This window comes from Caulobacter sp. SLTY, assembly GCF_009905535.1.
GTDB lineage: Bacteria > Pseudomonadota > Alphaproteobacteria > Caulobacterales > Caulobacteraceae > Caulobacter.
Map to the genome: position 1 here is coordinate 188,660 of NZ_JAAALA010000001.1, position 25,343 is coordinate 214,002.

23 protein-coding genes and 1 tRNA gene are annotated in these 25,343 nt (G+C 68.5%); 10 read left to right on the forward strand and 14 right to left on the reverse strand.

Features of this window, described 5'->3' with window-relative positions; genetic code table 11:
• Positions 1–12 precede the first annotated feature (12 nt).
• Positions 13–1,533, reverse strand: a complete 1,521-nt coding sequence (locus GVN21_RS00845) for a response regulator (protein WP_166572800.1) — start codon at positions 1,531–1,533, stop codon at positions 13–15.
• Positions 1,534–1,651: 118 nt separating this feature from the next.
• Here GVN21_RS00845 and GVN21_RS00850 point away from each other — a divergent pair, with 118 nt between their 5' ends.
• The gene (locus GVN21_RS00850) at positions 1,652–3,184 is read left to right on the forward strand and encodes an ABC-F family ATP-binding cassette domain-containing protein (RefSeq protein ID WP_166572801.1); all 1,533 of its coding nucleotides are present in this window, start codon (positions 1,652–1,654) and stop codon (positions 3,182–3,184) included.
• A 161-nt stretch (positions 3,185–3,345) separates the two neighbouring features.
• On the opposite strand, the gene GVN21_RS00855 is transcribed toward GVN21_RS00850, so the two are convergent.
• A complete protein-coding gene (locus tag GVN21_RS00855) occupies positions 3,346–4,506 on the reverse strand; it encodes an AI-2E family transporter (RefSeq protein ID WP_166572802.1) in 1,161 nt (386 codons plus the stop codon).
• A 119-nt stretch (positions 4,507–4,625) separates the two neighbouring features.
• Here GVN21_RS00855 and GVN21_RS00860 point away from each other — a divergent pair, with 119 nt between their 5' ends.
• The gene (locus tag GVN21_RS00860) at positions 4,626–6,176 is read left to right on the forward strand and encodes a helicase HerA-like domain-containing protein (protein WP_166572803.1); all 1,551 of its coding nucleotides are present in this window, start codon (positions 4,626–4,628) and stop codon (positions 6,174–6,176) included.
• 6 nt (positions 6,177–6,182) lie between these two features.
• Here GVN21_RS00860 and GVN21_RS00865 read toward each other — a convergent pair whose 3' ends face one another.
• Positions 6,183–6,584 carry a DUF2147 domain-containing protein gene (locus tag GVN21_RS00865; protein ID WP_166572804.1) on the reverse strand — a complete coding sequence of 134 codons (402 nt, stop codon included), beginning with the start codon at positions 6,582–6,584 and terminating at the stop codon, positions 6,183–6,185.
• A 135-nt stretch (positions 6,585–6,719) separates the two neighbouring features.
• On the opposite strand from GVN21_RS00865, the gene GVN21_RS00870 reads away from it, so the two are divergent.
• Genes GVN21_RS00870 through GVN21_RS00880 form a run of 3 tightly spaced genes read left to right on the forward strand, consistent with a single transcriptional unit; the run spans position 6,720 to position 8,885 of the window.
• Complete coding sequence (locus tag GVN21_RS00870) at positions 6,720–7,328, forward strand: hypothetical protein (RefSeq protein WP_166572805.1); 609 nt, start codon at positions 6,720–6,722, stop codon at positions 7,326–7,328.
• Entirely contained in the window at positions 7,321–7,545 is a 225-nt protein-coding gene (locus tag GVN21_RS00875; RefSeq protein ID WP_166572806.1) for a helix-turn-helix transcriptional regulator, read from the forward strand. Before GVN21_RS00870 ends, GVN21_RS00875 begins: the two co-directional genes overlap by 8 nt.
• A 2-nt stretch (positions 7,546–7,547) precedes the next feature.
• Positions 7,548–8,885, forward strand: coding sequence for an acyl-CoA thioesterase/bile acid-CoA:amino acid N-acyltransferase family protein (locus tag GVN21_RS00880; RefSeq protein WP_166572807.1), 1,338 nt, complete (start codon positions 7,548–7,550; stop codon positions 8,883–8,885).
• Here the strand turns inward: GVN21_RS00880 and GVN21_RS00885 are convergent.
• From GVN21_RS00885 to GVN21_RS00900, 4 genes are all read right to left on the reverse strand, one after another.
• On the reverse strand, positions 8,882–11,308 hold the full coding sequence (locus tag GVN21_RS00885; protein ID WP_166572808.1) for an EAL domain-containing protein: 2,427 nt from the start codon (positions 11,306–11,308) through the stop codon (positions 8,882–8,884). The two genes, GVN21_RS00880 and GVN21_RS00885, sit on opposite strands and share 4 nt — an antisense overlap.
• Positions 11,309–11,468: 160 nt before the next feature.
• Complete coding sequence (locus GVN21_RS00890; RefSeq protein ID WP_240902690.1) at positions 11,469–11,876, reverse strand: helix-turn-helix transcriptional regulator; 408 nt, start codon at positions 11,874–11,876, stop codon at positions 11,469–11,471.
• A gap of 366 nt (positions 11,877–12,242) precedes the next feature.
• Positions 12,243–12,317: transfer RNA gene (locus GVN21_RS00895), tRNA-Val, on the reverse strand.
• Positions 12,318–12,385: 68 nt separating this feature from the next.
• Positions 12,386–12,745 carry a response regulator gene (locus tag GVN21_RS00900; RefSeq protein ID WP_166572809.1) on the reverse strand — a complete coding sequence of 120 codons (360 nt, stop codon included), beginning with the start codon at positions 12,743–12,745 and terminating at the stop codon, positions 12,386–12,388.
• Between the two features lie 136 nt (positions 12,746–12,881).
• Here GVN21_RS00900 and GVN21_RS00905 point away from each other — a divergent pair, with 136 nt between their 5' ends.
• Together GVN21_RS00905 and typA are read left to right on the forward strand one after the other, a co-directional pair.
• Positions 12,882–13,808, forward strand: a complete 927-nt coding sequence (locus tag GVN21_RS00905; protein WP_166572810.1) for an N-formylglutamate amidohydrolase — start codon at positions 12,882–12,884, stop codon at positions 13,806–13,808.
• A 584-nt stretch (positions 13,809–14,392) separates the two neighbouring features.
• A complete protein-coding gene (gene typA, locus GVN21_RS00910) occupies positions 14,393–16,225 on the forward strand; it encodes a translational GTPase TypA (RefSeq protein WP_166572811.1) in 1,833 nt (610 codons plus the stop codon).
• A gap of 3 nt (positions 16,226–16,228) precedes the next feature.
• Here typA and GVN21_RS00915 read toward each other — a convergent pair whose 3' ends face one another.
• The 4 genes from GVN21_RS00915 to GVN21_RS00930 form a co-directional block, all read right to left on the reverse strand.
• A complete protein-coding gene (locus GVN21_RS00915; protein ID WP_166572812.1) occupies positions 16,229–16,783 on the reverse strand; it encodes an N-acetylmuramoyl-L-alanine amidase in 555 nt (184 codons plus the stop codon).
• Between the two features lie 74 nt (positions 16,784–16,857).
• Positions 16,858–17,292 (reverse strand): DUF1330 domain-containing protein, encoded by a 435-nt coding sequence (locus GVN21_RS00920; RefSeq protein WP_166572813.1) that lies wholly within the window; start codon positions 17,290–17,292, stop codon positions 16,858–16,860.
• Complete coding sequence (locus tag GVN21_RS00925; RefSeq protein WP_166572814.1) at positions 17,289–17,714, reverse strand: hypothetical protein; 426 nt, start codon at positions 17,712–17,714, stop codon at positions 17,289–17,291. The genes GVN21_RS00920 and GVN21_RS00925 overlap by 4 nt, the downstream gene beginning before the upstream one ends.
• A complete protein-coding gene (locus GVN21_RS00930; RefSeq protein ID WP_166572815.1) occupies positions 17,714–18,673 on the reverse strand; it encodes an ABC transporter ATP-binding protein in 960 nt (319 codons plus the stop codon). The genes GVN21_RS00925 and GVN21_RS00930 overlap by 1 nt, the downstream gene beginning before the upstream one ends.
• Positions 18,674–18,860: 187 nt before the next feature.
• On the opposite strand from GVN21_RS00930, the gene GVN21_RS00935 reads away from it, so the two are divergent.
• Both GVN21_RS00935 and GVN21_RS00940 read left to right on the forward strand, forming a co-directional pair.
• The gene (locus tag GVN21_RS00935; protein WP_166572877.1) at positions 18,861–19,076 is read left to right on the forward strand and encodes a zinc-finger domain-containing protein; all 216 of its coding nucleotides are present in this window, start codon (positions 18,861–18,863) and stop codon (positions 19,074–19,076) included.
• 82 nt (positions 19,077–19,158) lie between these two features.
• Positions 19,159–19,956, forward strand: a complete 798-nt coding sequence (locus GVN21_RS00940) for an isocitrate lyase/phosphoenolpyruvate mutase family protein (protein ID WP_166572816.1) — start codon at positions 19,159–19,161, stop codon at positions 19,954–19,956.
• Positions 19,957–19,999: 43 nt separating this feature from the next.
• On the opposite strand, the gene GVN21_RS00945 is transcribed toward GVN21_RS00940, so the two are convergent.
• Complete coding sequence (locus GVN21_RS00945) at positions 20,000–20,995, reverse strand: TonB family protein (protein WP_166572817.1); 996 nt, start codon at positions 20,993–20,995, stop codon at positions 20,000–20,002.
• Positions 20,992–22,038 (reverse strand): TonB family protein, encoded by a 1,047-nt coding sequence (locus GVN21_RS00950; protein ID WP_166572818.1) that lies wholly within the window; start codon positions 22,036–22,038, stop codon positions 20,992–20,994. Before GVN21_RS00950 ends, GVN21_RS00945 begins: the two co-directional genes overlap by 4 nt.
• Positions 22,039–22,148: 110 nt before the next feature.
• On the opposite strand from GVN21_RS00950, the gene polA reads away from it, so the two are divergent.
• Positions 22,149–25,016, forward strand: a complete 2,868-nt coding sequence (gene polA, locus GVN21_RS00955) for a DNA polymerase I (RefSeq protein WP_205689861.1) — start codon at positions 22,149–22,151, stop codon at positions 25,014–25,016.
• Here the strand turns inward: polA and GVN21_RS00960 are convergent.
• The gene (locus GVN21_RS00960) at positions 25,013–25,339 is read right to left on the reverse strand and encodes a low molecular weight protein tyrosine phosphatase family protein (RefSeq protein WP_166572819.1); all 327 of its coding nucleotides are present in this window, start codon (positions 25,337–25,339) and stop codon (positions 25,013–25,015) included. The two genes, polA and GVN21_RS00960, sit on opposite strands and share 4 nt — an antisense overlap.
• Positions 25,340–25,343: the final 4 nt, after the last annotated feature.

Below are 25,343 nucleotides of genomic sequence, written 5' to 3' on the forward strand. Positions count from 1 at the left end.
ACCCGCCCCGCGCTAGCCCGCCAACCTGCCTTGCGCCGGGGTTTCCGTCCAGCGGGCCCAACGAGCCAGGGCGGCGCGCAACGACGCAGGCGTCAGGGGTTTGACGAGAAAGTCGTCCATCCCCGCCGCCAAGCAGGCGCGGCGGTCGTCCTCGAAGGCGTCAGCGGTCAGGGCGACGATGGGCGTGGAGACACCGCGCGCGCGCAGGGTGCGCGTGGCCTCCAGACCCGACAGGCCGGGCATCCGCACATCCATCAGGATCAGGTCATAGGCGCCGGCCCCCATGGCGGCCAAGGTCTCCTCGCCGCTGGCTGCGCGGTCGACGACGCAGCCTTCGCGCTCCAGCAGGGTGCGGGCCAGGAGGGCGTTGATCGGGTTGTCCTCGGCCAGCAGGATGCGGGCGCCCGGCGCCGCGGCCGGGGCGATCCGTTCGTCGTCGGGGATCTGGGCCGGCGCCGGCGAGGCGGCGTCACCCCGGCTAGGCTCCGCCGCCGCCAGGACGCGGGCGGCCAGGGAGGCGCGTCGCAGGGGCTTGATCAGGTAGCCGGCGAACCCGGCGGCCCGCGACGGCTCGATCCGGTCGCGCTCATCGGGGCGCAGCAGGACGATGGCGGTGCGGCCGGAAGGGGCCCGGGCGCCGCGCCGGCCGGTCATCAGGGCCTGGTCGATCAGCAGCACTGCGTCCTCCGGCGCCTTGGCCAGCAGGCCGGCGACCCCGCCGGCGATCACCGCCGTCCCGCCGCAGGCCTCGACCTGCCGGGCGGCGGCCATGCGCAGGGCGACGTTGGGGCTGGCGATACCGACCACGCGCCCGGCCAGGCTGGCGTCGACGGCGCTGGGACCGGCCGCCGGCAGATCGGCGGTGAACCAGAAGCGGGCGCCGCCGCCGGACGCATCCTCCACCCCGATGTCGGCGCCATGCGCGTCGGCCAGCCGCCGCACGATGGCCAGGCCCAGGCCGGCGCCACCGAGGGCCGAGCCGCCATGGCTGGGGTCGGCATGGGTAAAGGGCTCGAAGATCCGCTGCTTGGCTTCGTCGGGCACGCCGGGACCGCTGTCGGTGACGGTGAACCGCACGCGGTCGCCATCAGCCTCGGCGGCGATGACCACCCCACCCTTGTCGGTGAACTTGACCGCGTTGCCGGCGAAATTGAGCAGCACCTGGCGCAGCCGGCCTTCGTCGGCCATCACCGCGCCCAGGCCCGGACTGGCCGCCCAGGCCACCTCCACCCCCTTCTCATGGGCCTTGGGGCTCATCAGCTCGGCCACCTGCCGCAGCAGGTTCTCGATCTCCATCGGCCCCGGATGCAGCTCGACCTTGTCGGCGCCCAGGCGCGCCAGATCCAGCACATCGTTGATCAGCCCCAGCAGGTGATCGCCGCTCTCCTTCAGCGCCGCCACGTAGGACCGCTGCTCGGGGCTCAGGTCCGTGCCGTCCAGCAACCGGGTCATGCCCAGAACCCCGTTCAACGGCGTGCGGAACTCATGGCTCAGGGTGGCCAGCTGCTCGGGGGTGATGGCGCGATCAGGCATGGGCAAACGCTATCCCGCCGGGAGTTAAAGCCGAGTATGGCCCCGGGTTGACAGGCCCTGCCCACGCCGGGACAAACCGGCCGGGCGCCCGGCAGAGGCGCGAGGGGACTTGAGGATCATGGCGCCGCGGCAGGCCGTATTGGGGATGGAGGGCGCCAGCTTCTTCCACGGCGCCGCCAGGGTGTTCGAGGACGTGTCCTTCCTGCTCGACGACGCCCGCACCGCCCTGGTCGGCGAGAACGGGGCCGGCAAGACCACCCTGCTCAAATGCCTGACCGGCGAGCTGGAGCTCGACAAGGGCCAGGTCCTGCGATCGCGCTCGCTGCGGGTCGGGACCCTGCCGCAGGACACACCGCAGGGGCTTAGCGACCTCACCGTTCGCGAGGTGCTGCGCCGGTCGCTGGAAAAGATCGGGGCGGGGGAGGACGACTGGCGAATCGATGTGTTGCTGGATGAGATCGGCGTCGATCCGGCCATGGGGGAGCAGCGGTTCGGGGCGCTGTCGGGCGGCTGGCAGAGGTTGATGCTGATCGCCGGGGCGGCGCGGCTGGAGGAGCCGGACATCCTGATCCTGGATGAGCCGACCAACCACCTGGATCTGGGCAACATCGGGGTGCTGGAGGACTGGCTGAGCGGGGCCTTCGACATCCCCATGCTGATCGTCAGCCACGACCGCGAGTTCCTCAACCGGGTGACCGACCGCACCCTGTTCCTGCGCGCCGACGGGGTGCATGCCTTCAAAAGCCGGTTTGATATCGCCCGCGAGGAACTGCTGCGCCGCGACGCGGCCGCCGCCGCCCAGCGCCGGCTGGAGGAGAAGGAGGTGCGCCGCCTGGAGGCCGCCGCCGCCCGCTATAAGGTCTGGGCGGTGAAGAACCCCGAGCTGAACAAGCGCAAGAAAGCCATCGAGAGCCGCATCGCCCGGATCGAGGAGGACCGCACCGAGACCTACAGCGGCCGGGAGCGGCGGCTGGAGCTGGCCGAGGGGGAGATCGACGCCAAGGTCGCGCTGCGGCTGGCGGGACTGACGGTATCCACGCCGGACGGCCGAAAGCTGATCGAGATCGACCGGTTGACCATCGCCGCCGGCGACCGGGTTGCGATTTTGGGCGCGAATGGCGCGGGCAAGTCGACCCTGCTGACCGCCTTGGCCAAGGCGTTTGACCCGGCGCTGGAGCACTACGACGGCCAGGCGGCGGTGCGGTTCAACCCGGCGACGCGCCTGGCCTATTTCGACCAGTCGATGCGCGAGCTGCCGCTGAAATCCAGCCTGCTGGCCTATATCGCCGCCGCGCCGGAGGCCACCGAGAAGGACGCCATCCGCCTGCTGGCCCAGGCCGGATTCGCCTATGTGCGGATCGGCGAACCGATCTCGCGGCTCAGCTATGGAGAACGGTCGCGGCTGATGTTCCTGCGGCTGAAGCTGGAGCGGCCCAACCTCTACCTCCTCGACGAGCCCACGAACCACCTGGATATCGAGGGCCAGGAAGCGCTGGAGGCCGAGCTGGAAGGCGGCGAGGTGTCCTGCCTGTTCGTCTCCCACGACAGGTACTTCACCCGCACGGCGGCGACGCGGTTCCTGGAGATCCGTCGCGGGCGGCTGGTCGAGGTGGACAGCCCCGACGCCTTTTTCGCGGCCCAGCATTCCTGAAAAAGAAAGCGCCGCCGGAGGGGGGATCCGGCGGCGCGGGTCCCGCGAACGGGACTTCTTTTGAGGGTCGTCTTCGGGGGGAGAAGAACGCCTCTTTGTCCGGGGAACAGGGGGGGAGGGGGCCCCGGACAGGACTACAGATAGTAACCGGCCTCCGGCGTTCAAGAGGCCGGTTTTCGGGGCTCGGGTGAATCTTTCTTAATGGTTTTCGATGCCGCCCGGGCGCGAGCATTGGGCCGGGACCTCTCCTCGTCCGCCAGGGCGCCGCGCCCGTGTGGTCCGGCCGGGTTGCCGTTGGAGGACAGCAGCACGGCGATCCAGTGGCTGCCCTTGAACTGGGCCAGGATGATCATCGCCATGACGGTCAGCGGGGTCGACAGGAACATCCCCGGCATCCCCCAGACCAGGCCCCAGAAGGCCAGGGATAGCAGCACCACCACCGGGTCGATGTTCAGGCTGTCGCCCTGCATCTTCGGCTGGATGACGTTGCCGACCACGAACTGCACCGACTGCAGCACCGCGAAGATGATGATCGCCGGGATGATGGTCGGGAACTGGACCAGGGCGAACAGCGGCGGCAGCGCCACCCCGATCACTCCGCCGATGATCGGGATGTAGGAGGCCAGGAAGATCAGGAAGGCCCAGAACAGGGCGTTGTCCAGGCCGACCACGGCCATGCAGATGTAGGAGCCGACAGCGATCATCAGCCCGGTCACCGTCTGGACCCAGAGGTACTGCTCCACCCCGTTGCGGATGCGCTGGAAGATGACGATGGCCTCGTCCCGCTCGGCATTGTGGGGGAACATGGCGACGATCTTGCGCCGGAAGCCCCGCCGGGCAGCGATGATGAAGGCCAGGTAGATCAGCACGAAGAAGGTGTCTGACAGGATCGACTGGGTCTGTTTGGCGATGTCCTGGGCGTACTGGCTGGGATTGGCCCGGCGGATCAGCTCGCTGAGGCTGGGCACGTTCTCGATCCCGACCGAATGGGCGGTGCTGGCCACCAGGCCTTCCAGGCGCGGGGCGTAGCCGGTCACCTGATTGGCGAAGCCGGCCCCCTGCAGGGCGATCAGCCACACCACCCCGATCAGCACCAGGATGGTCAGCACGATGGCGGTCGGCAGGGCGGCGGCCTTGGGGAATTTCGGGATGCGATGTTCCAGCACCCGGGAGAAACCGTCGATGGTCACGGCCAGGAATACGGCCAGCGCCAGCTGGGTGAGGATGCCGCGCAGCAGCCACAGCGCGCCGCCGACCGCGATCACCGCAATGATCACGACGGCGTTGCGGGCGACGCCGTCGGAAGTCGGCTGTGCGGGCATGGAGGCTCCTTGTTGCAATGCGGGAATGTCTGGCTGCGAAAAGGGTTCGTCAATGCCGCGCCGACTGGTCCGTTTGCGACGCCCGCGCTAAGCCTTGGCCGAAGCACAAGGAGCGCCCCATGGTCCAGGTCCCGGACGGAACCCTCTTCGTCGGTGCGGCGCCGCAGGGCGAGGGCGGACCTCAGCTGCTGCGGCTGGACCGGGCCAACCGGCACGGGCTGGTGGCCGGCGCCACCGGCACCGGCAAGACGGTCACCTTGCAGATCCTGGCCCAGGCGTTTTCCGACAACGGCGTCCCGGTGTTCGCCGCCGACGTGAAGGGCGACCTGTCCGGCGTCTGCATGCCCGGCGCCCCGAATGAGAAAATGCTGGCCCGCGCCGCCGGCATGGACCTGGAGCTGCGCCCTGACGCCCCGCCGACCGTGTTCTGGGACCTCTATGGCGACAAGGGCCACCCGGTCCGCACCACCATCTCGGAGATGGGGCCGGTGCTGCTGTCGCGGCTGCTGGAGCTCAACGAGGTCCAGGAGGGGGTGCTGAACATCGTCTTCAAGATGGCCGACGACGAGGGCCTGCTGCTGCTCGACCTCAAGGACCTGCAAGCGGCCCTGAAGTATGTGGCGGACAACGAGAAGGAGATCGACGTCAAGTACGGCAACGTCTCCGCGGCCACCATCGGCACCATCCAGCGTGGCCTGCTGCAGCTGGAAACCGCCGGGGCCGAGAACCTGTTCGGCGAGCCGGCGCTGAGCCTGAACGACCTGATGCGGGTGGATGGCTCGGGCCGCGGGATCGTCTCCATCCTGGCCGCCGACAAGCTGATCCAGAGCCCCCGGCTCTATGCCACCTTCCTGCTGTGGCTGCTGTCGGAGCTGTTCGAGGAACTGCCGGAGGTGGGCGATCCGGAGAAGCCGCGCCTGGTGTTCTTCTTCGACGAGGCCCACCTGCTGTTCCGCGACGCGCCCAAGGCCTTGCTGGAAAAGGTCGAACAGGTGGTGCGGCTGATCCGCTCCAAGGGCGTCGGCATCTATTTCGTCACCCAGAACCCCGCCGACATTCCCGAGACCGTGCTGGCGCAGCTGGGCAACCGGCTGCAGCACGCCCTGCGCGCCTATACGCCAGCCGAGCAGAAGGGGCTGCGGGCCGCGGCGGCCAGCTTCCGGCCCAATCCCGCCTTCGACACCGCCGAGGCCATCCAGGGCCTGGGGGTCGGCGAGGCCCTGGTCAGCGTGCTCGATGAGAAAGGCGCGCCGACGGTGACCGCCCGCACCCTGATCCGCCCGCCGGCCTCGCGACTTGGCCCGGCCACGCCGGAGGAGCGGGCGGCGGTGCAGTCACGCAGCCCGGTCAAGGGCCTCTACGACACCGCCCAGGACCGCGAGTCGGCCTTCGAACGGCTGAACCAGCGCACCGTCGAGAATGCCCGCAAGGCCGAGCTCGACGCGGCCGAGGCCGATATCGCCAAGCGTCGGGAGGCGCAGGAAAAGGAATGGGCCAAGGAGGAAGCCCGCCGCGACCGCGAGGCCAGCCGCCCTGCCCCGCGCGCCCGCACCTCCAACCGCCAGGGCATGGGCGAGGCCTTCATCAAGTCGATGCTGCGCACGGCAGGCAGCCAGATCGGGCGCGAACTGCTGCGCGGGGTTCTCGGCGGGCTGAAACGGCGGCGCTAACCCTGGTCAGTTGCCGAGCCGGGTCCAGGTCTGGCTCTGGCAAAGCGGCTTGGCGACACAGCCGGTCACCTTCAGCTTGCCGTTCGGCATCAGCTTGACCTCGGCCTTGTAGGTCTTGCCGTCCTCGGGATTGTAGACCCAGCCCTTGTGCCACTCCCCGGCCCCCGTGGGGCTGACCTGCAGGGTGCGCAGGCCCTTGATGGCGCGGCCGCGCAGGGCGGTGTTGGCGTTGAGCACGTCCTTCTGGTCAGGATTCTTGCTCAGGTGCGGCGAGCCGACGACGGTGCCGCAAAGGTCGGCGCCGCAGGGAGCCATGCGGATTTGTCCGCCGGCGGGGGTCTTCCACAGCCCATGCGGCGAACCGGCGGAAGCGGCCGCCAGGGCCAGGGCGATCAACGTCGACAGCACGGAAACCTCCTGGGCAGTGAGAGGCCGACTATGCCCGGCCGCTGCAACAGTGCAAGGGCGGAGTGTGGCGATGGATGTCAGCTTGACACGACATGATGTCTGGTTAAACGTACATTCAAGCCTGGGAGCCCCCCCTTGATCCGCATCGCGTTCGCCCTGTTCGGCAGCCTGGCCTTCGGCACCCTGCTGGCCGCCGCCGACTGGCCGTTTCCGGCGGGGGCGCTGGGGGCGGCGGCAGTGGTCGTCGGGGCGGTGGTCAGTCGCCGGGTCTGGGATCAGCGGCGCAAGGCCGAGCAGTCGGTTCCCGGATGGCGGGAAGTCGCCGCCTGGCATGCGCTGATCGGCTGGGGCGTGGTCTGCGGCCAGTTGGCCATGGCCCTGGCGCGCGGGGTCGACCTGCATATCGGCCAGGACGACAGGCTGGCCTTCGACAACTGGCTGCTGGGGGTGGCGGCGGTGGTCGCCTGGCTGGTGGTCCGGCCGCGCGACCGCACCCGCGACGAGCGGGACCGGGAGATCGACGCCCTGGGCGCCCGCGTCGGCTTCTGGACCCTTCTGGGCCTGCTGGCCGTCGCCTCGCCGCTCATCGGGCTGGCGCCGGTGGCGATCCAGGAACGGCTGACCCCGTTCGTGATCGGCAACATCCTGATCGTCCTGCTGCTGCTGGGCGCCCTCGCCTATTCGACGGCCCAGCTGGTCGGCTACTGGATCGACGCGCGGCCGGGCGACGGCCTCGATGCCTGACAGCCCGATCGGCAACCACCTGCGCCGCCTGCGCTTCGAACACGGCGAGATGACCCAGGAGGCCCTGGCCCGGGCCGTGGGGATCACCCGCCAGACCGTCATCTCGCTGGAGACCGGCCGCTACGCCCCCTCGCTCGAACTGGCCATGCGGCTGGCGGGCGTATTCGGGCGTGGGGTGGACGAGGTCTTCTTCTGGAAATCACCGCCCAAGGACTGACCATGACCCTCGACAGACGCCGCCTGCTGATAGGCGCCGCGGGCTTCTGCGCCCTGGCCGCGCCCGCCGCCGCCGCCGGAGCCCGGTTCCGCATCACCCCGGCGGAGGCTCTGCAAGGCCGCGCCGTTTCCGTGCGGCTGGAGGGCCTTCTGGCCGGCCAGCCGGTGGAGGTCCGCGCCGAGCGCCGCTTCGGCCGGCCCGCCGTTCGCCACCGGGCCGTGGCGATGTTCATGACCGACGCCAGGGGAGCGGTGGACCTGACCCGCCAGGCTCCGACCTCCGGGGACTATTCGGGCGCCGACGCGGCCGGCCTATTCTGGTCGATGCGGCCGGTGGAGGACCCGCTGCCCGCCGACTGGAAATCCGGAGAAGTTCGCTTTGAGGCGCGGATCGACGGGGTCGTGGTGGCGGAAGGCATGGTCCGGCTGCTGGGCGCCAAGCCCGAAGTGGTCGACGAGGCCATCCCCGGCTTCCCGGCCGCGCGTCTCTACAGGCTGCCAGGGGGCGGCAAGCGGCCCGTCGTGGTGGTGCTGCATGGGGCCGACGGCGGAACGGGGGCCAGCGAGCGCTATGGCCGCAAGCTGGCGTCCGAGGGCTATGCCGTCGTCGGCCTGCCCTATTACTCGCCGGACTGGGGACAGTTCGGCCCGCCCAAGGCCATCGCCGAGTTGCCCGGCAGCTTCATCGACATCCGCATCGACCAACTGGCCGAGTTGCGCGACTGGATCATGACCCGGCCGGATCTGGACGCCGGCCGCATCGCCCTGTTCGGCGGCTCAAAGGGCGCCGAGTTCGCCCTGATCGCGGCCAGCAAATACCCCTGGCTGACCTCGGTGGTCGCCTTCGCCCCGTCGGACCTGGTTTGGGAAGGCTGGGGCTTGGAGACCCTGGAGGCGGAGGGGACCCGGTCCTCCTTCAGCTTCGAGGGCAAGCCCCTGCCCTTCATGCCCTACAAGGGCTTCGTCGAGGGGCTGCTGGCTGGGCCCAAGGCCGACCTACTGAAGATCCACGAGGACGGCCGGGCCGCCCATCCGGAGCGCGAAGACGCCGCCCGCATTCGCATCGAGGCCTTCAAGGGCCCGGTCATGCTGGTCGCCGGCGACCAGGATCGCCAGTGGAAGTCCGGGACCATGGCCCGCAACCTGGCGGCGGCGCGCAAAGGCCTGCCGACGGAGCTGCTGCTCTATCCCGAGGCCGGCCACGACATCGGCGGCGATGGCTGGGTCCCGACCCTCGGCGAGGTGGCGCGTGGCGGCGGCACGGCGCGCGCCAACGCCCGGGCTCAGGCGGACGCCTGGCCCAAGGTGCTGGCCTTCCTGAAGAGGACCCTGAAGCCCTAAGCCGCCCGCCTGCGCCGGATGGCCGGCTTCTTCTGCTGTGGCGGCGCGGCGGCGGCCGGGACATCGGCATTGGTCCAGGCGCCAAGGGTTTCGGCCGGCGCGGGGCGACCGATGGCATAGCCCTGCAGCTCGGCGCATTCCTCTCCGCGCAGGAACTGCCGCTGTTCCTCGGTCTCGACACCCTCGGCGACCACCGGGATGTTCAGGCTGCGGCCCAGGCCCAGCACCGCCTTGACGATGACCGTGGCCCGCTCGTCCCGGTGGATGTTCTCCACGAAGCTCTTGTCGACCTTGATCTTGTCGAACGGGAACGACTGCAGGGTCGAGAGCGAGGAGAAGCCGGTGCCGAAGTCGTCCATGGCGATGCGGACGCCCAGGGCCTTGAGCCGGCGCAGGTTGTCCAGCGCCCGCTGGTAGTCCTTGAACAGGGCGCTTTCGGTGATCTCCAGCTCCAGGCGGGTCGGGGACAGGCCGGTGTTGATCAGCACTTCGTGCACCAGGGCCGGCAGGCCCGGATTGTTCAGCTGCAGCGGCGAGAGGTTCACCGCGATGCGCAGTGGCTTGTCCCAGCTGGCGGCGTCGGCGCAGGCCCGGCGCAGCACCCATTCGCCCAGGGGGGCGATCAGGCCGCTTTCCTCGGCCACCGGGATGAAGTCCAGAGGCGGGACCATGCCGCGCACCGGATGCTTCCAGCGCACCAGGGCCTCGAAACCGCAGACCTCGCCGTCCGAGGCGCGGGCCAGCGGCTGGTAGTGGACGATCAGCTCCTCGTCGGCGATCGCCTGGCGCAGCTCGCGGGCCAGGTTGCGGCGTTCGCGGATGGTCTCGTCCATCTCCCGCTTGAAGAAGCGGTAGGCGCCCCGGCCGCTGTCCTTGGCCCGGTACAGGGCCATGTCGGCGTTGGCCAGAAGGGCCTCGGCCGTCCGGCCATCGTCGGGATAGAGGGAGACGCCCAGGCTGGCGCCCATGGTCAGGTCCTGGCCCTCGTAGCTCATTGCGCCTTTCAGCGACTCGAGAAGGGCGCCGGCCAGTTCGGCGGCGGCGGTCGGCTGGTCCTGGTCGGTGATCTGGACAACCACGAACTCGTCCCCGCCGAGGCGGGCGGCGAAGCTGGGCGCGGACAGCTGGGCGGTCAGGCGCCGGGCCGCCTCGACCAGCACCAGGTCGCCGGCGATGTGGCCGTGCAGGTCGTTGGCTTCCTTGAAGTGGTCGAGATCGACGCAGATCACCGCCAGCGACTCATGGGAGGCCTCGACCCGGTCGAGGGCGGCTGCCAGCTTGACCTGAAGGGCGTTGCGGTTGGGCAGGCCGGTGAGGCCGTCGTGTTCGGCCAGGTAGCGGATCTTCTCCTCGGCCGAGCGGCGCTCGCGCAGGTCGCGGATGGCCAGCACGGTGAGGCCGGACGTCTCGATGCGGGCCCCATCGTCCATCAGGCGCGAGAACACCTCGACAGGGATGGGGGCAGCGGCTCCGACCGGCTGCAGGTGGGCCTCGCGGCGCTCGTCGCTGGCCTGGGGCTCGTCGTCGAAGACCAGCATGGCGCCGATCAGCGGCTTGTCGACCAGGTCTTCCAGCGGCGCGCCCATCAGGTCGCAGAAGGCGGAGTTGGCGTCGTTGATAAGGCCGTTCTGGACGACCACGATGCCCTCGTAGGCGGCGTTGGCCAGGGTGCGGATGCGATCCAGAGCCGAGCGGTTGGCGCCGCTCTCGATCAGCATGGCCCCGAGCCCGCCCAGGATGATCAGGCCGGTGATCGAGGCCACGGCCAGGGTCATCATGCCGACACCCATCAGGGCGGCGGGCACCTCGACGGCGCTGTCGGGCTGGATGGTGATGGCGCCCATGCCGGTGAAGTGCAGGGCGCAGACCCCGACGGTCAGCAGTCCGGCTGCCGCCAGTTGCTGCCAAAGCTTGCGGCCGCGACCGATGATCATCAGGGCCGAACTGGCGCCGGCGACGCTGAGCACGCCCGAGGCGGCGATGTAGGCCGGTTCCCATTGAATGTGGCCCTGGGCGACGAAAGCGCTCATGCCGGTGTAGTGCAGGGCCGCAACCCCGAACCCGACCAGCAGGCCGCCGGCGAATTTGCTGAACTTGTCGTCCTCGACCATGATCGAGGCGAAGAAGCCCGCGGCCATGAAGGGCACCGAGACCATCAGGGAGGCGATGGTGCCGGCAGAGGTGAAGCCGGTCTCCATGCCGGGCTGATAGGCCAGCATGGCTAGGAAGTGGGTCGCCCAGACCCCGGCGCCGGCCACCAGGGCGGTCAGCAGCAGCCAGGCGGCGCGCACCAGGCCCTTGGCCCCGGTCATCCGGCCATAGAGACGGAACGCTGTCAGCGTGGCGCTGAAACAGACGATGCCTGCGAGAAGCACCAGCCGCAGGTCGTGCTCGGTAACGAGACACGAAAGAACCTTGAACACACCCCACCCCTTCAAACGAGGATTATGAGGCGAGTATCAGGGGCAGTTACAAAAAAAGCGTTTCAGATCGGGACGGCGCGTCGCCACATCCTCAAAATAGGTGTGGCGCGCGGGCGTCCGCCGCCGCCGGCGAAACCGGGGCGGCGTCCAGGACAGCCGGTCAGGCCGCCTGGGCGGCCTTGCGGACTTTGCCGGTGGCCAGGGCGCGGGCCACGGTGACCACGGCGCCGCGCGAGGTGGCGTCGTCGATGGCCGTGTAGGCATGCAGCAGGTCGATGGCGCCGGGGAAGGCGAGCATGGTCAGCAGGGTCTCGTCGGTCGGGAAGCCGCCAGGCTCCTCGCCCACCAGGAAGGCCACCGGGCAGTCCAGCCGCTTGGCGGCGCGGACCAGCATCGAGGCGGACACGCGGTTGGCGCCGCGCTCGTACTTCTGAACCTGTTGGAAGGTGATGCCGAGGGCTTCGGCCAGCGCGGTCTGGGTCAGGCCCAGGGTCTTGCGACGCATGCGCATCCGGGCGCCGACGGCCACATCGATCGGATCGGGCGCAGAATGCTGGGAACGGGGCAAATCAATCTCTCCGGTTTGAACTCGTCCCTCGAAATCATGAACGAGCACAGTAGAAAGCTAGGGCAAGGAAATCGCTACACAACCACTGCCCGGCTTCTCAACCTAAACGGGGACCAACGCAAGGGGTTTGAAGGCCGATCAGCCCCCCAAATAGACCCGATTTGCGTACAAATACATCCACTTGCTGGTATTGCTCGCGCTCCGCGCGAGCGAACAATTGATACAGATTGGCGCCTCTTGTCATTCGGCAACATGACGTTGCGGAAGCCGTTCGGGCCTGGTCGCCTGTCGCCGTGGACAGCGGCCGACAGGCCTGCCCGTCGCCGCCGGCGAACCGGCGCCGGGTGACCTGATTTTGGGAAGGGATGGTGGACGTGACAGGGATTGAACCTGTGACCCCTACGATGTCAACGTAGTGCTCTCCCGCTGAGCTACACGTCCGTACCGGCAGGAAGGCGGGGTCTATAGCGGGGGATCCCGCCCCGCGCAACCGGCCTTTTGCAGCGACCTCAGGCGGCCGCCATCATCCGGTCGACCTCGGTGACGATCTCGCGCAGGTGGATAGGCTTGGACAGCACCTTGGCGCCGGCCGGGGCCCGCTCGCCGGCCGACAGGGCGACGGCGGCGAAGCCGGTGATGAACATGATCCGCAGGCCCGGATGCCGGGCGGCCGCGTGGCGCGCCACCTCGATCCCGTCCATGCCGGGCATGACGATGTCGGTCAGCAGCAGGTCCCAGTCCTCGTCGAGGCAGGCGGCGGCCTCTTCGCCATCGGCGCAGGCGCGCACGTCATAGCCGGCGCGCTCGAGGGCGCGGGCCAGGAAGTTGCGCATGGAATCGTCGTCTTCGGCCAGCAGGATGCGGGGCATGGGCGTTCTTGAGAGCCTTCGCGAGAATTTGTCGCCTTAACCTTATGCCGGCAGACGTAAAGGGCCGGTGAACTCTCCCGCCGGGCGATTTGGCGAAAGCCTTTGACGGGGCGCCGGGGGCGGATGAAATAGGCCCATGACCCTGATCGATCCGGCCCGCGGCAAGACGGCGACCGGTCCCGAGGCGCCCGTTTCCGGGCCGGACGCGGGGCCGGCCTTCCGCATCGCCAGGCCGGCGGCGGGGGCGGCGCGCACCCCGCTGATCTTCGCCTCGCCCCATTCGGGCAAGGTCTATCCGGCGGAGATGACAGAGGCCATGGCGGTGGCCGAGGACCAGGTGCGGCGCAGCGAGGACGCCTTCGTCGACCGGCTGATCGCCAGCGCCCCCCAGGCCGGGGCGAGCGTGATCACGGCGGGGTTCGGCCGCGCCTATATCGACCTCAACCGCGATCCCTGGGAGCTTGACCCGGCGATGTTCGAGGACGAGCTGCCGCCGCACGTGCAGGGGCGGACGGCGCGGGTCGCGGCGGGCCTGGGGGCAATCGCCAAGCTGGCCGGCGAGGGCCAGAAGATCTACGCCCGCAAGCTGCGGTTCGAGGAGGCCAGGACACGGATCGAGACCGCCCACCGGCCCTATCACGACGCCCTGACCCGGCTGATCGGCGAGGCCTGCTCGGCCCATGGGACGGCCATCCTGATCGACTGGCACTCGATGCCGTCGGCGGCGGCCAAGGGGGTGGTGACGCCCCGCCACGGCAAGGGCTGCGACATCGTGCTGGGCGACCGGTTCGGCGCCGCCTGCGCGCCGGGGCTGACCCGGCTGGTGGAGAAGACGCTCGAGGAGCTGGACTATAGAGTCGTGCGCAACGCCCCTTACGCGGGCGGCTATACGACCGAATTCTATGGTCGGCCGGGCCGGCGGGTGCATGCGCTGCAGATCGAGATCGACCGGGGGCTTTATCTGAATGAGACGACCCTGGAGCCGACCGAGGGGCTGGCGCGGCTGAAGGAGAGCGTCGAGCGGCTGACGGCTGTGCTGGCCGAGAGCTGGCAGGGGATTTAGGGGACTGGTTGGCCGCGTAGCGGCTACCTGTCCCCGGTCAGCGCGGAAGGTCAGCGATGGGGCGCGGTCCAGCCGCCAAGGGCGCTGACCGTCTTCAATGCGTCTGGATTGTGCGCGGCCCTTGAAGCCAGCGCTGATCGGGGACAGGTAGCCGCTGCGCGGCAACCGGTCCCCAGACAAAAAAACGGCCGAGCCCGAGGGCCCGGCCAGTTCATTAGGGAGGAAACGCCCAGGAAGGGCAGAGGCGGCGAGGCCGCCTCACGAGGTCAAAGTAGGTTGCGGCGCACAAAACGGCAAGGGCAAAATGTGCGGTGCAGCGAAGTTTTTCTGCATCAACCTTGAGGAAACGCCCGTAACGTAAGGGCATATCTTGCAACAATCCGTCATATTGCAGCGCACAAAAATAGGGCGACGGCTGCGCTTATTCACGGATCAGTGAATAAAAACAAGCGTTTGAAGGCGCCTCGGACCGCGCCACCAGGCGACCGCCTGCCCGGGGTGGCTTTGTGCGCCGCACTCAGGTAGAAGCGCGCGCCTCCCAAGAGCGCCTTTCGGCGCCGCTCCAAAATTCCCCCAGGTCTCTCATGTCCCTGCGAAATATCGCGATCATCGCCCACGTCGACCACGGCAAGACCACTCTGGTCGATCAGCTTCTGGCCCAGTCCGGCATCTTCCGAGCCAATGAGGCGACGACCGAGCGCGCCATGGACTCCAACGACCAGGAGCGCGAGCGCGGGATCACCATCCTGGCCAAGTGCACCTCGGTGTTGTGGAACGGCGAGGCGGGCGAGACCCGGATCAACATCATCGACACCCCCGGACACGCCGACTTCGGCGGCGAGGTGGAGCGGATCCTGGGCATGGTGGACGGCTGCGTCCTCCTCGTCGACGCCGAGGAGGGGGTCATGCCCCAGACCAAGTTCGTGCTCGGCAAGGCGCTGAAGATGGGCCTTCGCCCGATCCTCTGCCTCAACAAGGTCGATCGGCCGCACGCCGATCCCGACCGGGTGCTGAACGACGCCTTCGACCTGTTCGCCTCCATCGGCGCGACCGACGAGCAGCTCGATTTCCCGCACATCTATGCGTCGGGCAAGAACGGCTGGGCGACCCTGGACCTGGACAAGCCCAACGACACCCTGGCCCCGCTGTTCGATCTGATCGTCCGCCATGTGCCCGAGCCCAAGGCCGCCACCCGCAAGGACGAGCCCTTCCAGATCCTGTCGGTGCTGATCGAAAGCGACCCCTTCCTGGGCCGATTGCTGACCGGCCGGATCGAAAGCGGCAAGGCCGTTCCCGGCATGGCCATCCACGCCCTGTCGCGCGACGGCAAGGAAATCGAGCGCGGCCGCATCACCAAGGTGCTGGCTTTCCGCGGCCTGAAGCGCCAGCCGGTCGATGACGCCGAGGCCGGCGACATCGTAGCCATCGCGGGCCTCAGCAAGGCCACCGTGGCCGACACCCTCTGCGCCATGGACGTGACCGAGGCCCTGCCGGCCCAGCCGATCGATCCGCCGACCATCTCCATGACCGTCTCGGTCAACGACAGCCCCCTGGCCGGCCGCGAAGGCGACAAGGTGCAGAGCCGGGTCATCCGCGACCGGCTGATGAAGGAGCTGGAGCAGAACGTCGCCATCCGGGTGACCGAAACCTCCGAGAAGGACGCTTTCGAGGTCGCCGGCCGCGGCGAGCTGCAGCTGGGCGTGCTGATCGAAAGCATGCGCCGCGAAGGCTTCGAGCTGTCGATCAGCCGTCCGCGCGTGGTGTTCCAGCAGGACCCCGAGACCGGTGAGCGGCTGGAGCCCATCGAAGACGTGATGATCGACGTGGACGACGAGTTCAGCGGCATCGTGATCGAGAAGCTGTCGGCCCGCAAAGCCGAGCTGAAGGACATGGGCCCGTCCGGCGCCGGCAAGACCCGCCTGACCCTGAAAAGCCCCTCGCGCTCGCTGATCGGCTACCAGGGCGAGTTCCTGACCGACACCCGGGGCACCGGGGTGCTGAACCGGGTGTTCAGCCACTATGAGCCCTACAAGGGCGCCATCGAGGGCGGCCGCAAGGGCGTCCTGGTGTCGAACTCCGACGGCGAGACCCAGGCCTACGCCCTGTGGAACCTGGAAGAGCGCGGCGTGATGTTCGTCGGCGGCAACGAGAAGACCTATCAGGGCATGATCATCGGCGAGAACAGCCGCCAGGACGACCTGGACGTCAACCCGATGAAGGCCAAGCAGCTGACCAACGTGCGGGCCAGCGGCAAGGACGAGTCGATCCGCCTGACCCCGCCGCGCCGCATGACCCTCGAACAGGCCATCGCCTACATCGAGGAAGACGAGCTGGTCGAAGTCACGCCGAAGAACATCCGGCTGCGCAAGAAGGTGCTGAACCCCAGCTTCCGCAAGCGGCGCGTCAAGGAAGAGTAGCGGTTACCCAGGGACGATGCTGTCGTTGAGCGCCTGAACGCGGTCGACGAATGCAGCCCACTTTTTCCCAGGCTTCTTCTCGTTGAGCAGCAGTCGGGGGCACTGCTTGCCTGACCAGTGGTAGTGGGTCCGCAGCACGTCGCGCGGCTCGACCCCCATGTCGAAGGTCAGGCATGCCAGCAGCTTGACGGCCCGGTCGAACGCGGCGTCCTGGTCGCCATCGCTGTTCATGCAGACCTCGACACCGATGCTGGTGGCGTTGCCCTCCCTGGTCCCGGCATGCCAGCCGACTTCGTTCAACGGCAGGTGCCGATAGGTCTCCTTGTCGTCGACCGTGTAGTGCCAGGAAATCCAGACCTGCCTGTTGTTGTGCATGTAGTAGCCGGTCTCTCGGACGAACCGGGCATGGGCGGCCGCGCCGGCGCCGGCGTGGGTGTTGTCGGTGTTGTGGACGGTGATGAACATCGGCATCAGCGGCGTACCCGGTCGGTTGGGCCGCCCCGAGGCGATGTGGGCGATGGTCAGATTGAGTTGCTTGCCAAGTTCACTACGCAGCATCGGAGCCTCCGTGGTTTGCACGCAGATTCCTCGATGGCCGCCCGCCGTTCCGTGATGGCGGTCACGCTGAGCCGCTACTCTCCGAAACCCTCTCCCGGCGTCAGGGGCGCAAGCCGGATCAACCGGCTGTCCGCGACGCCGGCGGTGCGGTGCTTGACGATCTCCCGATAGGCAGGGTCGGTGACCATGGCCAGGAAGGCGCCGGCGTTCGGATATTCGGCGATGAAGGCCAGGTCCCAGCGCTCGTCGTTCGGCCCGGTGACCACGGCTTCCGGCCGGCCGGCCCAGATCTGTTTGCCGCCGACGCGCTGGAACACCTCGGCGCTCTCGCGGCCATAGGCGCGGTAGGCGTCGAGGCCGCTCATGCCCTTGCCGTGGTTGGGGTGATCGGCCGGATAGTCGGCCAGGGGTTTTACCCGGACTAAATTCAGCATCTGGATCGGCGTGTCGCGGGGCAGGGCCTTGAAGGCCTCGAACTGCGGGCGGGTTGGGTCGATGCTGCCGGTCATGGTAAGTTTTCCTCCTTCACCCAGACCGTGCAGCGGGCGATCCAGAGTTCGAGTTCCTGGATCAGCGCCGGGTAGGACCGGGTCTCGAAATGATGGACCACCTCCGCGTCCGCGTCGAATGCGAACGGCACGTTCTTCATCCGACGGCCTTTCTCGGACCGTGGCCAGGGCTGGTAGATGATCGTGATGTGAAAGGCGCCTGCCGGATCGAACTCGGGCAGGAATTCGACGTCGATGTTGAACCGCGTACCCCGGTTGGTGGCGTTGAACTGCGACGAGCCGCCGATGCCGGCCAGGTTCTCCGCCATGCCGACGTCAAGGGTGTTCCAGCCGATGGTCCAGCCGGAAGGGATGCGAAGGGGCTGCATGCCCCGATAGGCCGGGGAGTCCGGATAGCGGTCGGCGAACGGATCGGCGCCCATCAGTCCTTCGTCGGGTCCGCGCCGGGCGCGGCGTAGGTCAGGGACAGGAAGACGTCTTCCAGGTCCGGATCCTCGGTGGCGATGTCCTTGATGTGCAGGCCCTGGGCGCGCACGGCGGCCAAGACCTGTTCGACGCTGGACTCGCCGGTCTTGTAGGTCACCGCGAAAGCGCCGCCGGCGCGAAGCTTGGTCTCGAAGCCGCTCAGCGCGGGGGCGTTGTCGACCGGCTCGTCGGGGGTGACCACGACGTTGCGGGTGTCCAGCCGCTTGAGCAGGGTGTCGGTGGTCTCGCAGGCCACCACCTCGCCCCGGTTCACGATGGCGATCCTGTCGCAGAGCTCCTGGGCTTCTTCCAGATAGTGAGTGGTCAGCACGATGGTCACGCCCTGGCGGTTCAGCTCCAGCACATAGGCCCACAGCTGCTTGCGCAACTCGACATCGACCCCGGCGGTCGGCTCGTCGAGGATCAGCACCGGCGGGTTATGGACCATGGCCTTGGCCACCATCAGCCGCCGCTTCATCCCGCCCGACAGCTGCCGCACGTAGGCCTTCGCCTTGTCGGATAGGCCGAGCGCGGCCAGCAGCTCGGCGGTGCGGCGCTCCGATTTCTTGACGCCGTAGAGGCCAGCCTGGGTCTCCAGCGACTCCTCGGGCGTGAAGAAGACGTCGGCGGCCAGCTCCTGCGGCACCACCCCGATGGCGGCGCGGGCGTCGCGCGGACGTGCATCGATATCGCGGTCCCAGATCTTCACGGTTCCGGCGGTCTTCTGGGTCAGGCCGGCCAGGATGTTGATGAAGGTCGACTTGCCCGCCCCGTTCGGCCCCAAAAGGCCAAAGATCGAGCCGCGCGGCACCTGCAGGTCGATGCCGTTCAGCGCCCGCTTCTCCGGCGTGGTCTTGGTGGCGGCGTAGGTCTTGAAGACCCCTTTGGCCTCGATGGCGTAGTCGGGCAGGTCCATGGGTGTCCGATCAGGCAGAAACTAGTGACCCGGCGGCGAACAGATATTTCCACAGCCCCGGACCCGCTCTAGGTATGCTTCGCCGAGGCGCGCGCCAAGGCGCTGACGCGATTTTGCCCGAGACCGAGCCATGGCCCCCAAAGCCCCCGCCACCCGCCCGACCAACACGCCCAAGGCCGCGCCGGTCATGGCCGCGCCGGAAACGGTGACCGTGACCAGCCACCGGATCGCCTGCGACGGCGTCGGCGGGGCCCTGGGTCATCCGCGGGTGTGGCTGGAGATGGGCGCGGCCGGCTGGGTCGACTGCGGCTACTGCGACCGCCGCTTCGTGGCGGCGACCGGGCCGGGCGACGAGAACGAACGGCTGGCGCCGGGCGTCTATGAGGGCTCCGGCGGGCACTAGGCCCGCACTGGTCACAGCCGAAAACCGCCAGCGGATGTCACGTCCGCCTCCTATGTATCGTCCAGCGAACAAGGAGCACGACATGTCCAAGGCCCAGACCTTCCACGACCTTCACGCCGGCCCGGACGTGCTGGTGCTGCCCAACGCCTGGGACGCGGCCAGCGCCGCCCTGATGGAGGACGCCGGGGCGAAGGCGGTGGCAACCTCCAGCGCCGCCGTAGCCTGGGCGCGGGGCTATGCCGATGGCGACCTGTTGCCGGTCCCGGTGCTGCTGGATGTGATCGGCGGCATCGCCCGGGTGATCAAGGTCCCGCTCACCGCCGACATCGAGGGCGGGTTTACGGACGACCGGGAAACCCTGACCCAGACGGTGGCCGCCGTGATCGGCGCCGGGGCGGTGGGGATCAACCTGGAGGACGGCGGCCGCGACCCGGAGCTTCACGCCCGCAAGATCGAGGCGGCCCGCGAGGCGGGCGCGCGGAGCGGGGTGGATGTCTTCGTCAACGCTCGGATCGACGTCTACCTGCGCGGTCTGGCCGAGGGCGAGGCGGCCTTGGCCGAGACCTTGCGCCGGGCGGAACTGTACCAGGCGGCCGGGGCCAGCGGGATCTTCGTGCCCGGTCCCATCGAAGAGGGCCTGATCGCCCAGCTGGCCGAGGGGATCACCCTGCCGCTCAACATCATGGGCCGGGGCGGCGCGCCGAACGCGGCGCGGCTGAGCGCGCTGGGCGTGCGGCGTCTGAGTTCGGCGACGGGACCGTTCCGGGCGGCGTTCGGAGTCCTGAACCGCACCGTGGCGGAGTACCTGGCCAGCGGGGAGGCCAATGCCTTCGTCGAGGCCGGCCAGGGCCTGCCGGACCTCAATAAGCGGTTTGGCTGAGCTCTGCGGTGATTGTCCTCAGGCGCCGCCGGATGATGGTCGCCTACTTCGCCGCCTCATCAGCCAGGTTGAAGTCGATCGGAAGCTTGACCCTGGCCCCGACGACCGGGCGGCCCTTGTCGCTCCAGGGGTTCATCTGCATCAATTGGGCGATGGCCACGGCGGACGCGCCAAAGCCCATGTTCTCCGGCTTCTCACGCGCAACCTTGCAGTCGGTCAGCTTGCCGTCCTGCGCGACCAGGCAGTCGGCGACGCCCCGGCCTGACTTGACCCCAGCTTCGGCGGCCTTGGCTGGATAGACACTGATCACCTTCTCGGCGTCGATGGTGGTGATCCACCAGGGGTCCTTCACCGACGGGGTGCGGCCCTCGATGCTGGCCGGATTGAGAAAGTGGAAGCCGATCAGCACATCTGACCGGGCGTAGGTCTTGGCCTCCTCCGGCGTCAGCTTGACCTGGAAGCGGTCGACCAGGTTCCTGGCCGCCTTGCCGAAGCCCCCGTCGCTCTGCCGCACGACGTCACAGGCCTCCAGCTCGCCATCGGCCTTGAGCGAACAGCGCAGCACGGCCACGCCGTCCTCGCCATCACGGCCCTCGGGCCAGGCAGCGGTCATCTCCGCGAAGCCGGGCGCGCGGCTGAAGACCGGCTGGTAGATCACGTATCGGGCCCCCTGAGAGGGGGAGGAGAAGGCAAAGCTGACGGTCATTTCGGCGCCGTCGACCGGCTTGCCGTTGACCTTGCCGGGATAGAACAGCGACCGCTCGGCCAGCCGGATCGCCGCCTCGCCGAAGCCCAGGCCCCAGGGGCCTTCCTGCAGGATCTCGCAGTCGCGGGCCCGACCATTAAGGCCGATCTTGCAGCTCATCTTGACCCTGCCGCTGATGCTGCGATCCGCCAGGCTGGCCGGATAGGCCTTGGCGACCTCCATGCCGCTCGGCTTTGCGCGCCAGTCCGGCGCCTCGACGATATCGGCCGGTCGCTGAGCCATGGCCGGCGTACCGACGAGCAGGGCGAGCGTCAGGATCGGGACAATCTTCATGGCTGGGCCTTGGCGGCCGGTTCGTCGGCCTGGTTGAAGTTGATCGGCAGGCGGATACGGGCGCCGTCGACCGGGCGGCCGGCATCGGTCCAGGGGTTCATCTGCATGACGCCGGCGATCGCCACGGCGGCTTTGCCGAAGCCGAGGTCGGCCGGCTTCTCGCGGGCCACCTTGCAGTCGGTCAGTTTGCCGTCTGCCGCAACCAGGCAGTCGGCGACGCCCTGGCCCGACTTGACCCCGGCGTCGGCGGCGATGTCGGGGTAGAGGGCCAGCACCCGGTCCTGCTTGATCTGCACGATCCAGCGCGGATCGGCGACCTTCCGCGCCTGGCCGGCGGGCGTGGCTGGGTTGAGGAAGTGGAAGCGGACGTTGACCAGCCCGTTCTTGACCTGGGCAGCGCTCTCGGGGGTCAGAAGCAGCTGAAAGCGGTTCACCAGCCCCATGGCGGCGTCGCCGAAGCCCGGCTGGGGGCCTTGGGCCAGCCGGCGGCAGTCCTTAAGATAGCCGGTCGACATGACCTTGCAGCGCAGGGTGACCGAGCCTTCCGGCAGATCACCGGCCGAGGACGGCCAGGCCGCGGCCATGTCGGCGAAGCTCGGAGCCTTGGCCCAGATGGGTTCCAGCAGGGCGGGCACGGTTGCCCCCGAGACCTTGTAGCCGTCTCCCATGAAGTTCAGCGGGATGCGCACCGTGGCGCCCGCTACCGGCGCCCCGTCGACGGTCTGCGGTTTCATCTGGAATGAGCCCGAAAGCATCAGGGCCGAGACGCCGAAGCCATAGCCCTCGGGAGTCTCGCTGACGACCGTACAGTCACTCATCGTGCCGGTAGCGGTCACAGTGCAGGACAGCACTGCCTTGCCGCCGATGCCGGCCTTGGCGGCGCCGGCCGGCCAGACGGCGGTCACGTCTTCACCGCTGGGCTTTCGGATCCATTCGGGCTTGGTGACCACCGGCTCGCGCTTCGTCGATTGGGCGGGCGGCGTCTGGGCCGACACAGACCCTGCAAAGGCGGCCAGAAGGCCCGCCATCATGACTCTACGCACGGTGATATCCCCCTCCGACACACCCCTAACCCGTGGCGCAACCTGCCAATTTCCACACCGCTTGCAAAGGGGCGCTGACGTCGCGCGCGGGGGTGACTATCTTGGCCGCCATGACCGACACCACCGCCGACGCCGACCACCGCCACCTGACCCAGGACGGCCCGCCGATCCGGCTCTATCTGGTCGACGCCTCGGCCTACATCTTCCGGGCCTATCACGCCTTGCCGCCGCTGACCCGCAAGAGCGACGGCCTGCCGGTGGGGGCGGTCAGCGGCTACTGCAACATGCTGTTCAAGCTGTTGCGGGACACCAAGGAGGACGCGCCGACCCATTTCGCGGCGGTGTTCGACCATTCGGAGAAGACCTTCCGCAACGACATGTACGACCAGTACAAGGCCCACCGGCCGCCGCCGCCGGAGGACTTGATCCCGCAGTTCGCCCTGGTCAGGGACGCCACCCGGGCGTTCGGCGTGCCCTGTATCGAGCTGCCCGGCTACGAGGCCGACGACCTGATCGCCGCCTATGCCTGCAAGGTGCGGGACCTGGGGGGCGAGACGATCATCGTTTCCTCCGACAAGGACCTGATGCAGCTGGTCGGCGACGGGGTGACCATGCTGGACACCATGAAGAACGTCCGCATCGGGCCGGACCAGGTGGTCGAGAAGTTCGGGGTGACCCCGGACAAGGTGGTCGATGTCCAGGCCCTGTGCGGCGACAGCGTCGATAACGTGCCGGGGGCGCCGGGGATCGGCGTCAAGACCGCCGCCCTGCTGATCAACGAATACGGCGACCTGGACACGCTGTTGGAGCGGGCCGGTGAAGTCAAACAGGAGAAGCGGCGCCAGACGCTGATCGATTTCGCGGACCAGATCCGGCTGTCCCGCGCCTTGGTGCGGCTGGATTGCGACACCCCCCTGCCCGAGGCGATTGATGACCTGACGGTGCGCGATCCGGACAAGGACGCTTTGGCCGGCTTTCTGGCGGACATGGGGTTCAACACCCTGCTGCGCCGCATCGGGGCGGCGGCCGACGGGACCGGACCGGCGCCGACCCCGCTGCCGACCTTCGCCGGGACGCCGAGCGAGAGCGAGCCGGCGCCGGCCACGCCGGAAGATCCGGTCATTGAGATCGACGTCACCAAGTACGAATGCGTCAAGGACCTGGAGACGCTCGATCGTTGGATCGCCGAGGCCTACGAGGTCGGCGTCATTGCGTTCGACACCGAGACCGACGCCCTCGGCTCCGCCACCGCCGGCCTCTGCGGCGTGTCCCTGGCCACCGCGCCGGGCCGCGCCTGCTACATCCCCCTGACCCACGAGGCCCAGGGCGGCGATCTGTTGACCCAGGCCGCGCCGGTCGAGGGCCAGATCGACAAGGCCACGGCCCTGGCGCGCCTGAAACCCCTGCTGGAATCGCCTGCCGTTTTGAAGGTGGCCCAGAACGCCAAGTACGACATCGCGGTGATGGCGCTGCGCGGGATCAACGTGGCGCCGATCGATGACACCATGCTGATCTCGTACGTCCTGGAGGCGGGGCTGCATAACCACGGCATGGACGAGCTTTCCGAGCTGTGGCTCGGCCATAAGCCGATCCCGTTCAAGCAGGTGGCCGGAACCGGCAAGGCCCAGATCAGCTTCAAGCATGTGCAGCTGAACGAGGCGACCTGCTATGCCGCCGAGGACGCAGACGTTACCTTGCGGCTATGGCGCAAGCTGAAGCCGCGCCTGGCCCGCGAGGGCCTGCTGAGCGTCTATGAGACCCTGGAGCGGCCCCTGCCGCCGGTCATCGCGGCCATGGAAAACGCCGGGATCAAGGTCGACACCAACGAGCTGCGCCGGCTGTCCCACGATTTCTCCCTGCGCATGGCCGAGTTCGAGGCAAAGGCCCATCAGGTGCTGGGCCGGCCGTTCAACCTGGGCAGTCCCAAGCAGATCGGCGAGGTGCTGTTCGGAGAGCTGGGCCTGGAGGGCGGCAAGAAGACCGCCACGGGCCAGTGGGCCACCGACGTGGACGTGCTGGAGCGGCTGGCGAACCAGGGCGCGGAGTTGCCCCGCCTGATCCTCGACTGGCGCCAGCTGTCGAAGCTCAAGGGCACCTATACCGACAACCTGATCTCGGCCATCTCGGAGAAGACGGGCCGGGTCCACACCGCCTATGCCCTGGCCTCGACCACCACCGGGCGGCTGTCGTCCTCGGACCCCAACCTGCAGAACATCCCGATCCGCACCGAGGAAGGCCGCAAGATTCGAAAGGCCTTCATCGCCGAGCCGGGCCATGTGCTGATCAGCGCCGACTACAGCCAGATCGAGCTGCGCCTGCTGGCCCATGTCGGCGACATCCCGCAGCTGAAGCGGGCCTTCACCGAGGGTCTCGACATCCACGCCATGACCGCGTCCGAGATGTTCGACACGCCCATCGAGGGCATGCCGTCGGAAATCCGCCGCCGGGCCAAGGCGATCAACTTCGGGATCGTCTATGGCATCAGCGCCTTCGGCCTGGCCAACCAGCTGTCGATCCCGCAGGGCGAGGCGGCCGACTACATCAAGACCTACTTCGCCCGCTTCCCCGGCATCGGCGACTACATGGAGGAGATGCGCAGCCAGGTCCGCCAGTACGGCTATGTCCGCACCATCTTCGGCCGCAAGATCAACATCCCCGACATCAACGGCAAGAGCGTCGGCCAGCGTCAGTTCGCCGAGCGGGCGGCGATCAACGCCCCGCTGCAGGGGGCCGCGGCCGACATCATCCGCCGAGCCATGGCGCGGATGCCGGACGCGCTGAAGGACGCCGGGCTGTCATCACGGATGCTGCTGCAGGTGCACGATGAACTGGTGTTCGAGGCGCGGGAGGAAGAGGCCGAGGCGACCATCGCCGTGGCCCGCCGGATCATGCAGACCGCCCACGAGCCGGCGGTGGAGATCAGTGTGCCGCTGGTCGTCGAGGCCCGCGCCGCCGCCAACTGGGACGAGGCGCACTAACCGCGGGGCAGGTGGGGGCTGACCTTCGCCTTCAACAGGCGGACCAGCGCCTCGTCCATGAAGTCGTAGTCGTCCGGGATGTCGAGGCAGATCACCCGGCCGCGCAGGGCCTTGCGGTATTTCTGTTGCAGCTTGGTGCGGTGCATCCGCTCCATGACGAAGATCAGGTCGGCCCAGGCGACCAGTTCGGCGTCCAGCGGGTTCTCCGCATCGTGGTTCGTCCCGGCCGAGGAGGCCTCGATCCCCGGCCAGTCGGCGAACACCTGTTCCGCCGTCGGGCTTCTCAGCCGGTTCTGGCTGCAGACGAACAGAACCGTCTTCACCAGC

Bases quoted from the DNA above. Each gene is read 5' to 3' on its own strand.
- GVN21_RS00845 (WP_166572800.1), bottom strand. From the start codon at position 1,533: ATGCCTGATCGCGCCATCACCCCCGAGCAGCTGGCCACCCTGAGCCAT.
- GVN21_RS00850 (WP_166572801.1), top strand. From the start codon at position 1,652: ATGGCGCCGCGGCAGGCCGTATTGGGGATGGAGGGCGCCAGCTTCTTC.
- GVN21_RS00855 (WP_166572802.1), bottom strand. From the start codon at position 4,506: ATGCCCGCACAGCCGACTTCCGACGGCGTCGCCCGCAACGCCGTCGTG.
- GVN21_RS00860 (WP_166572803.1), top strand. From the start codon at position 4,626: ATGGTCCAGGTCCCGGACGGAACCCTCTTCGTCGGTGCGGCGCCGCAG.
- GVN21_RS00875 (WP_166572806.1), top strand. From the start codon at position 7,321: ATGCCTGACAGCCCGATCGGCAACCACCTGCGCCGCCTGCGCTTCGAA.
- GVN21_RS00880 (WP_166572807.1), top strand. From the start codon at position 7,548: ATGACCCTCGACAGACGCCGCCTGCTGATAGGCGCCGCGGGCTTCTGC.
- GVN21_RS00900 (WP_166572809.1), bottom strand. From the start codon at position 12,745: ATGCCCCGCATCCTGCTGGCCGAAGACGACGATTCCATGCGCAACTTC.
- GVN21_RS00905 (WP_166572810.1), top strand. From the start codon at position 12,882: ATGACCCTGATCGATCCGGCCCGCGGCAAGACGGCGACCGGTCCCGAG.
- typA (WP_166572811.1), top strand. From the start codon at position 14,393: ATGTCCCTGCGAAATATCGCGATCATCGCCCACGTCGACCACGGCAAG.
- GVN21_RS00915 (WP_166572812.1), bottom strand. From the start codon at position 16,783: ATGCTGCGTAGTGAACTTGGCAAGCAACTCAATCTGACCATCGCCCAC.
- GVN21_RS00920 (WP_166572813.1), bottom strand. From the start codon at position 17,292: ATGACCGGCAGCATCGACCCAACCCGCCCGCAGTTCGAGGCCTTCAAG.
- GVN21_RS00925 (WP_166572814.1), bottom strand. From the start codon at position 17,714: ATGGGCGCCGATCCGTTCGCCGACCGCTATCCGGACTCCCCGGCCTAT.
- GVN21_RS00930 (WP_166572815.1), bottom strand. From the start codon at position 18,673: ATGGACCTGCCCGACTACGCCATCGAGGCCAAAGGGGTCTTCAAGACC.
- GVN21_RS00935 (WP_166572877.1), top strand. From the start codon at position 18,861: ATGGCCGCGCCGGAAACGGTGACCGTGACCAGCCACCGGATCGCCTGC.
- GVN21_RS00940 (WP_166572816.1), top strand. From the start codon at position 19,159: ATGTCCAAGGCCCAGACCTTCCACGACCTTCACGCCGGCCCGGACGTG.
- GVN21_RS00945 (WP_166572817.1), bottom strand. From the start codon at position 20,995: ATGAAGATTGTCCCGATCCTGACGCTCGCCCTGCTCGTCGGTACGCCG.
- polA (WP_205689861.1), top strand. From the start codon at position 22,149: ATGACCGACACCACCGCCGACGCCGACCACCGCCACCTGACCCAGGAC.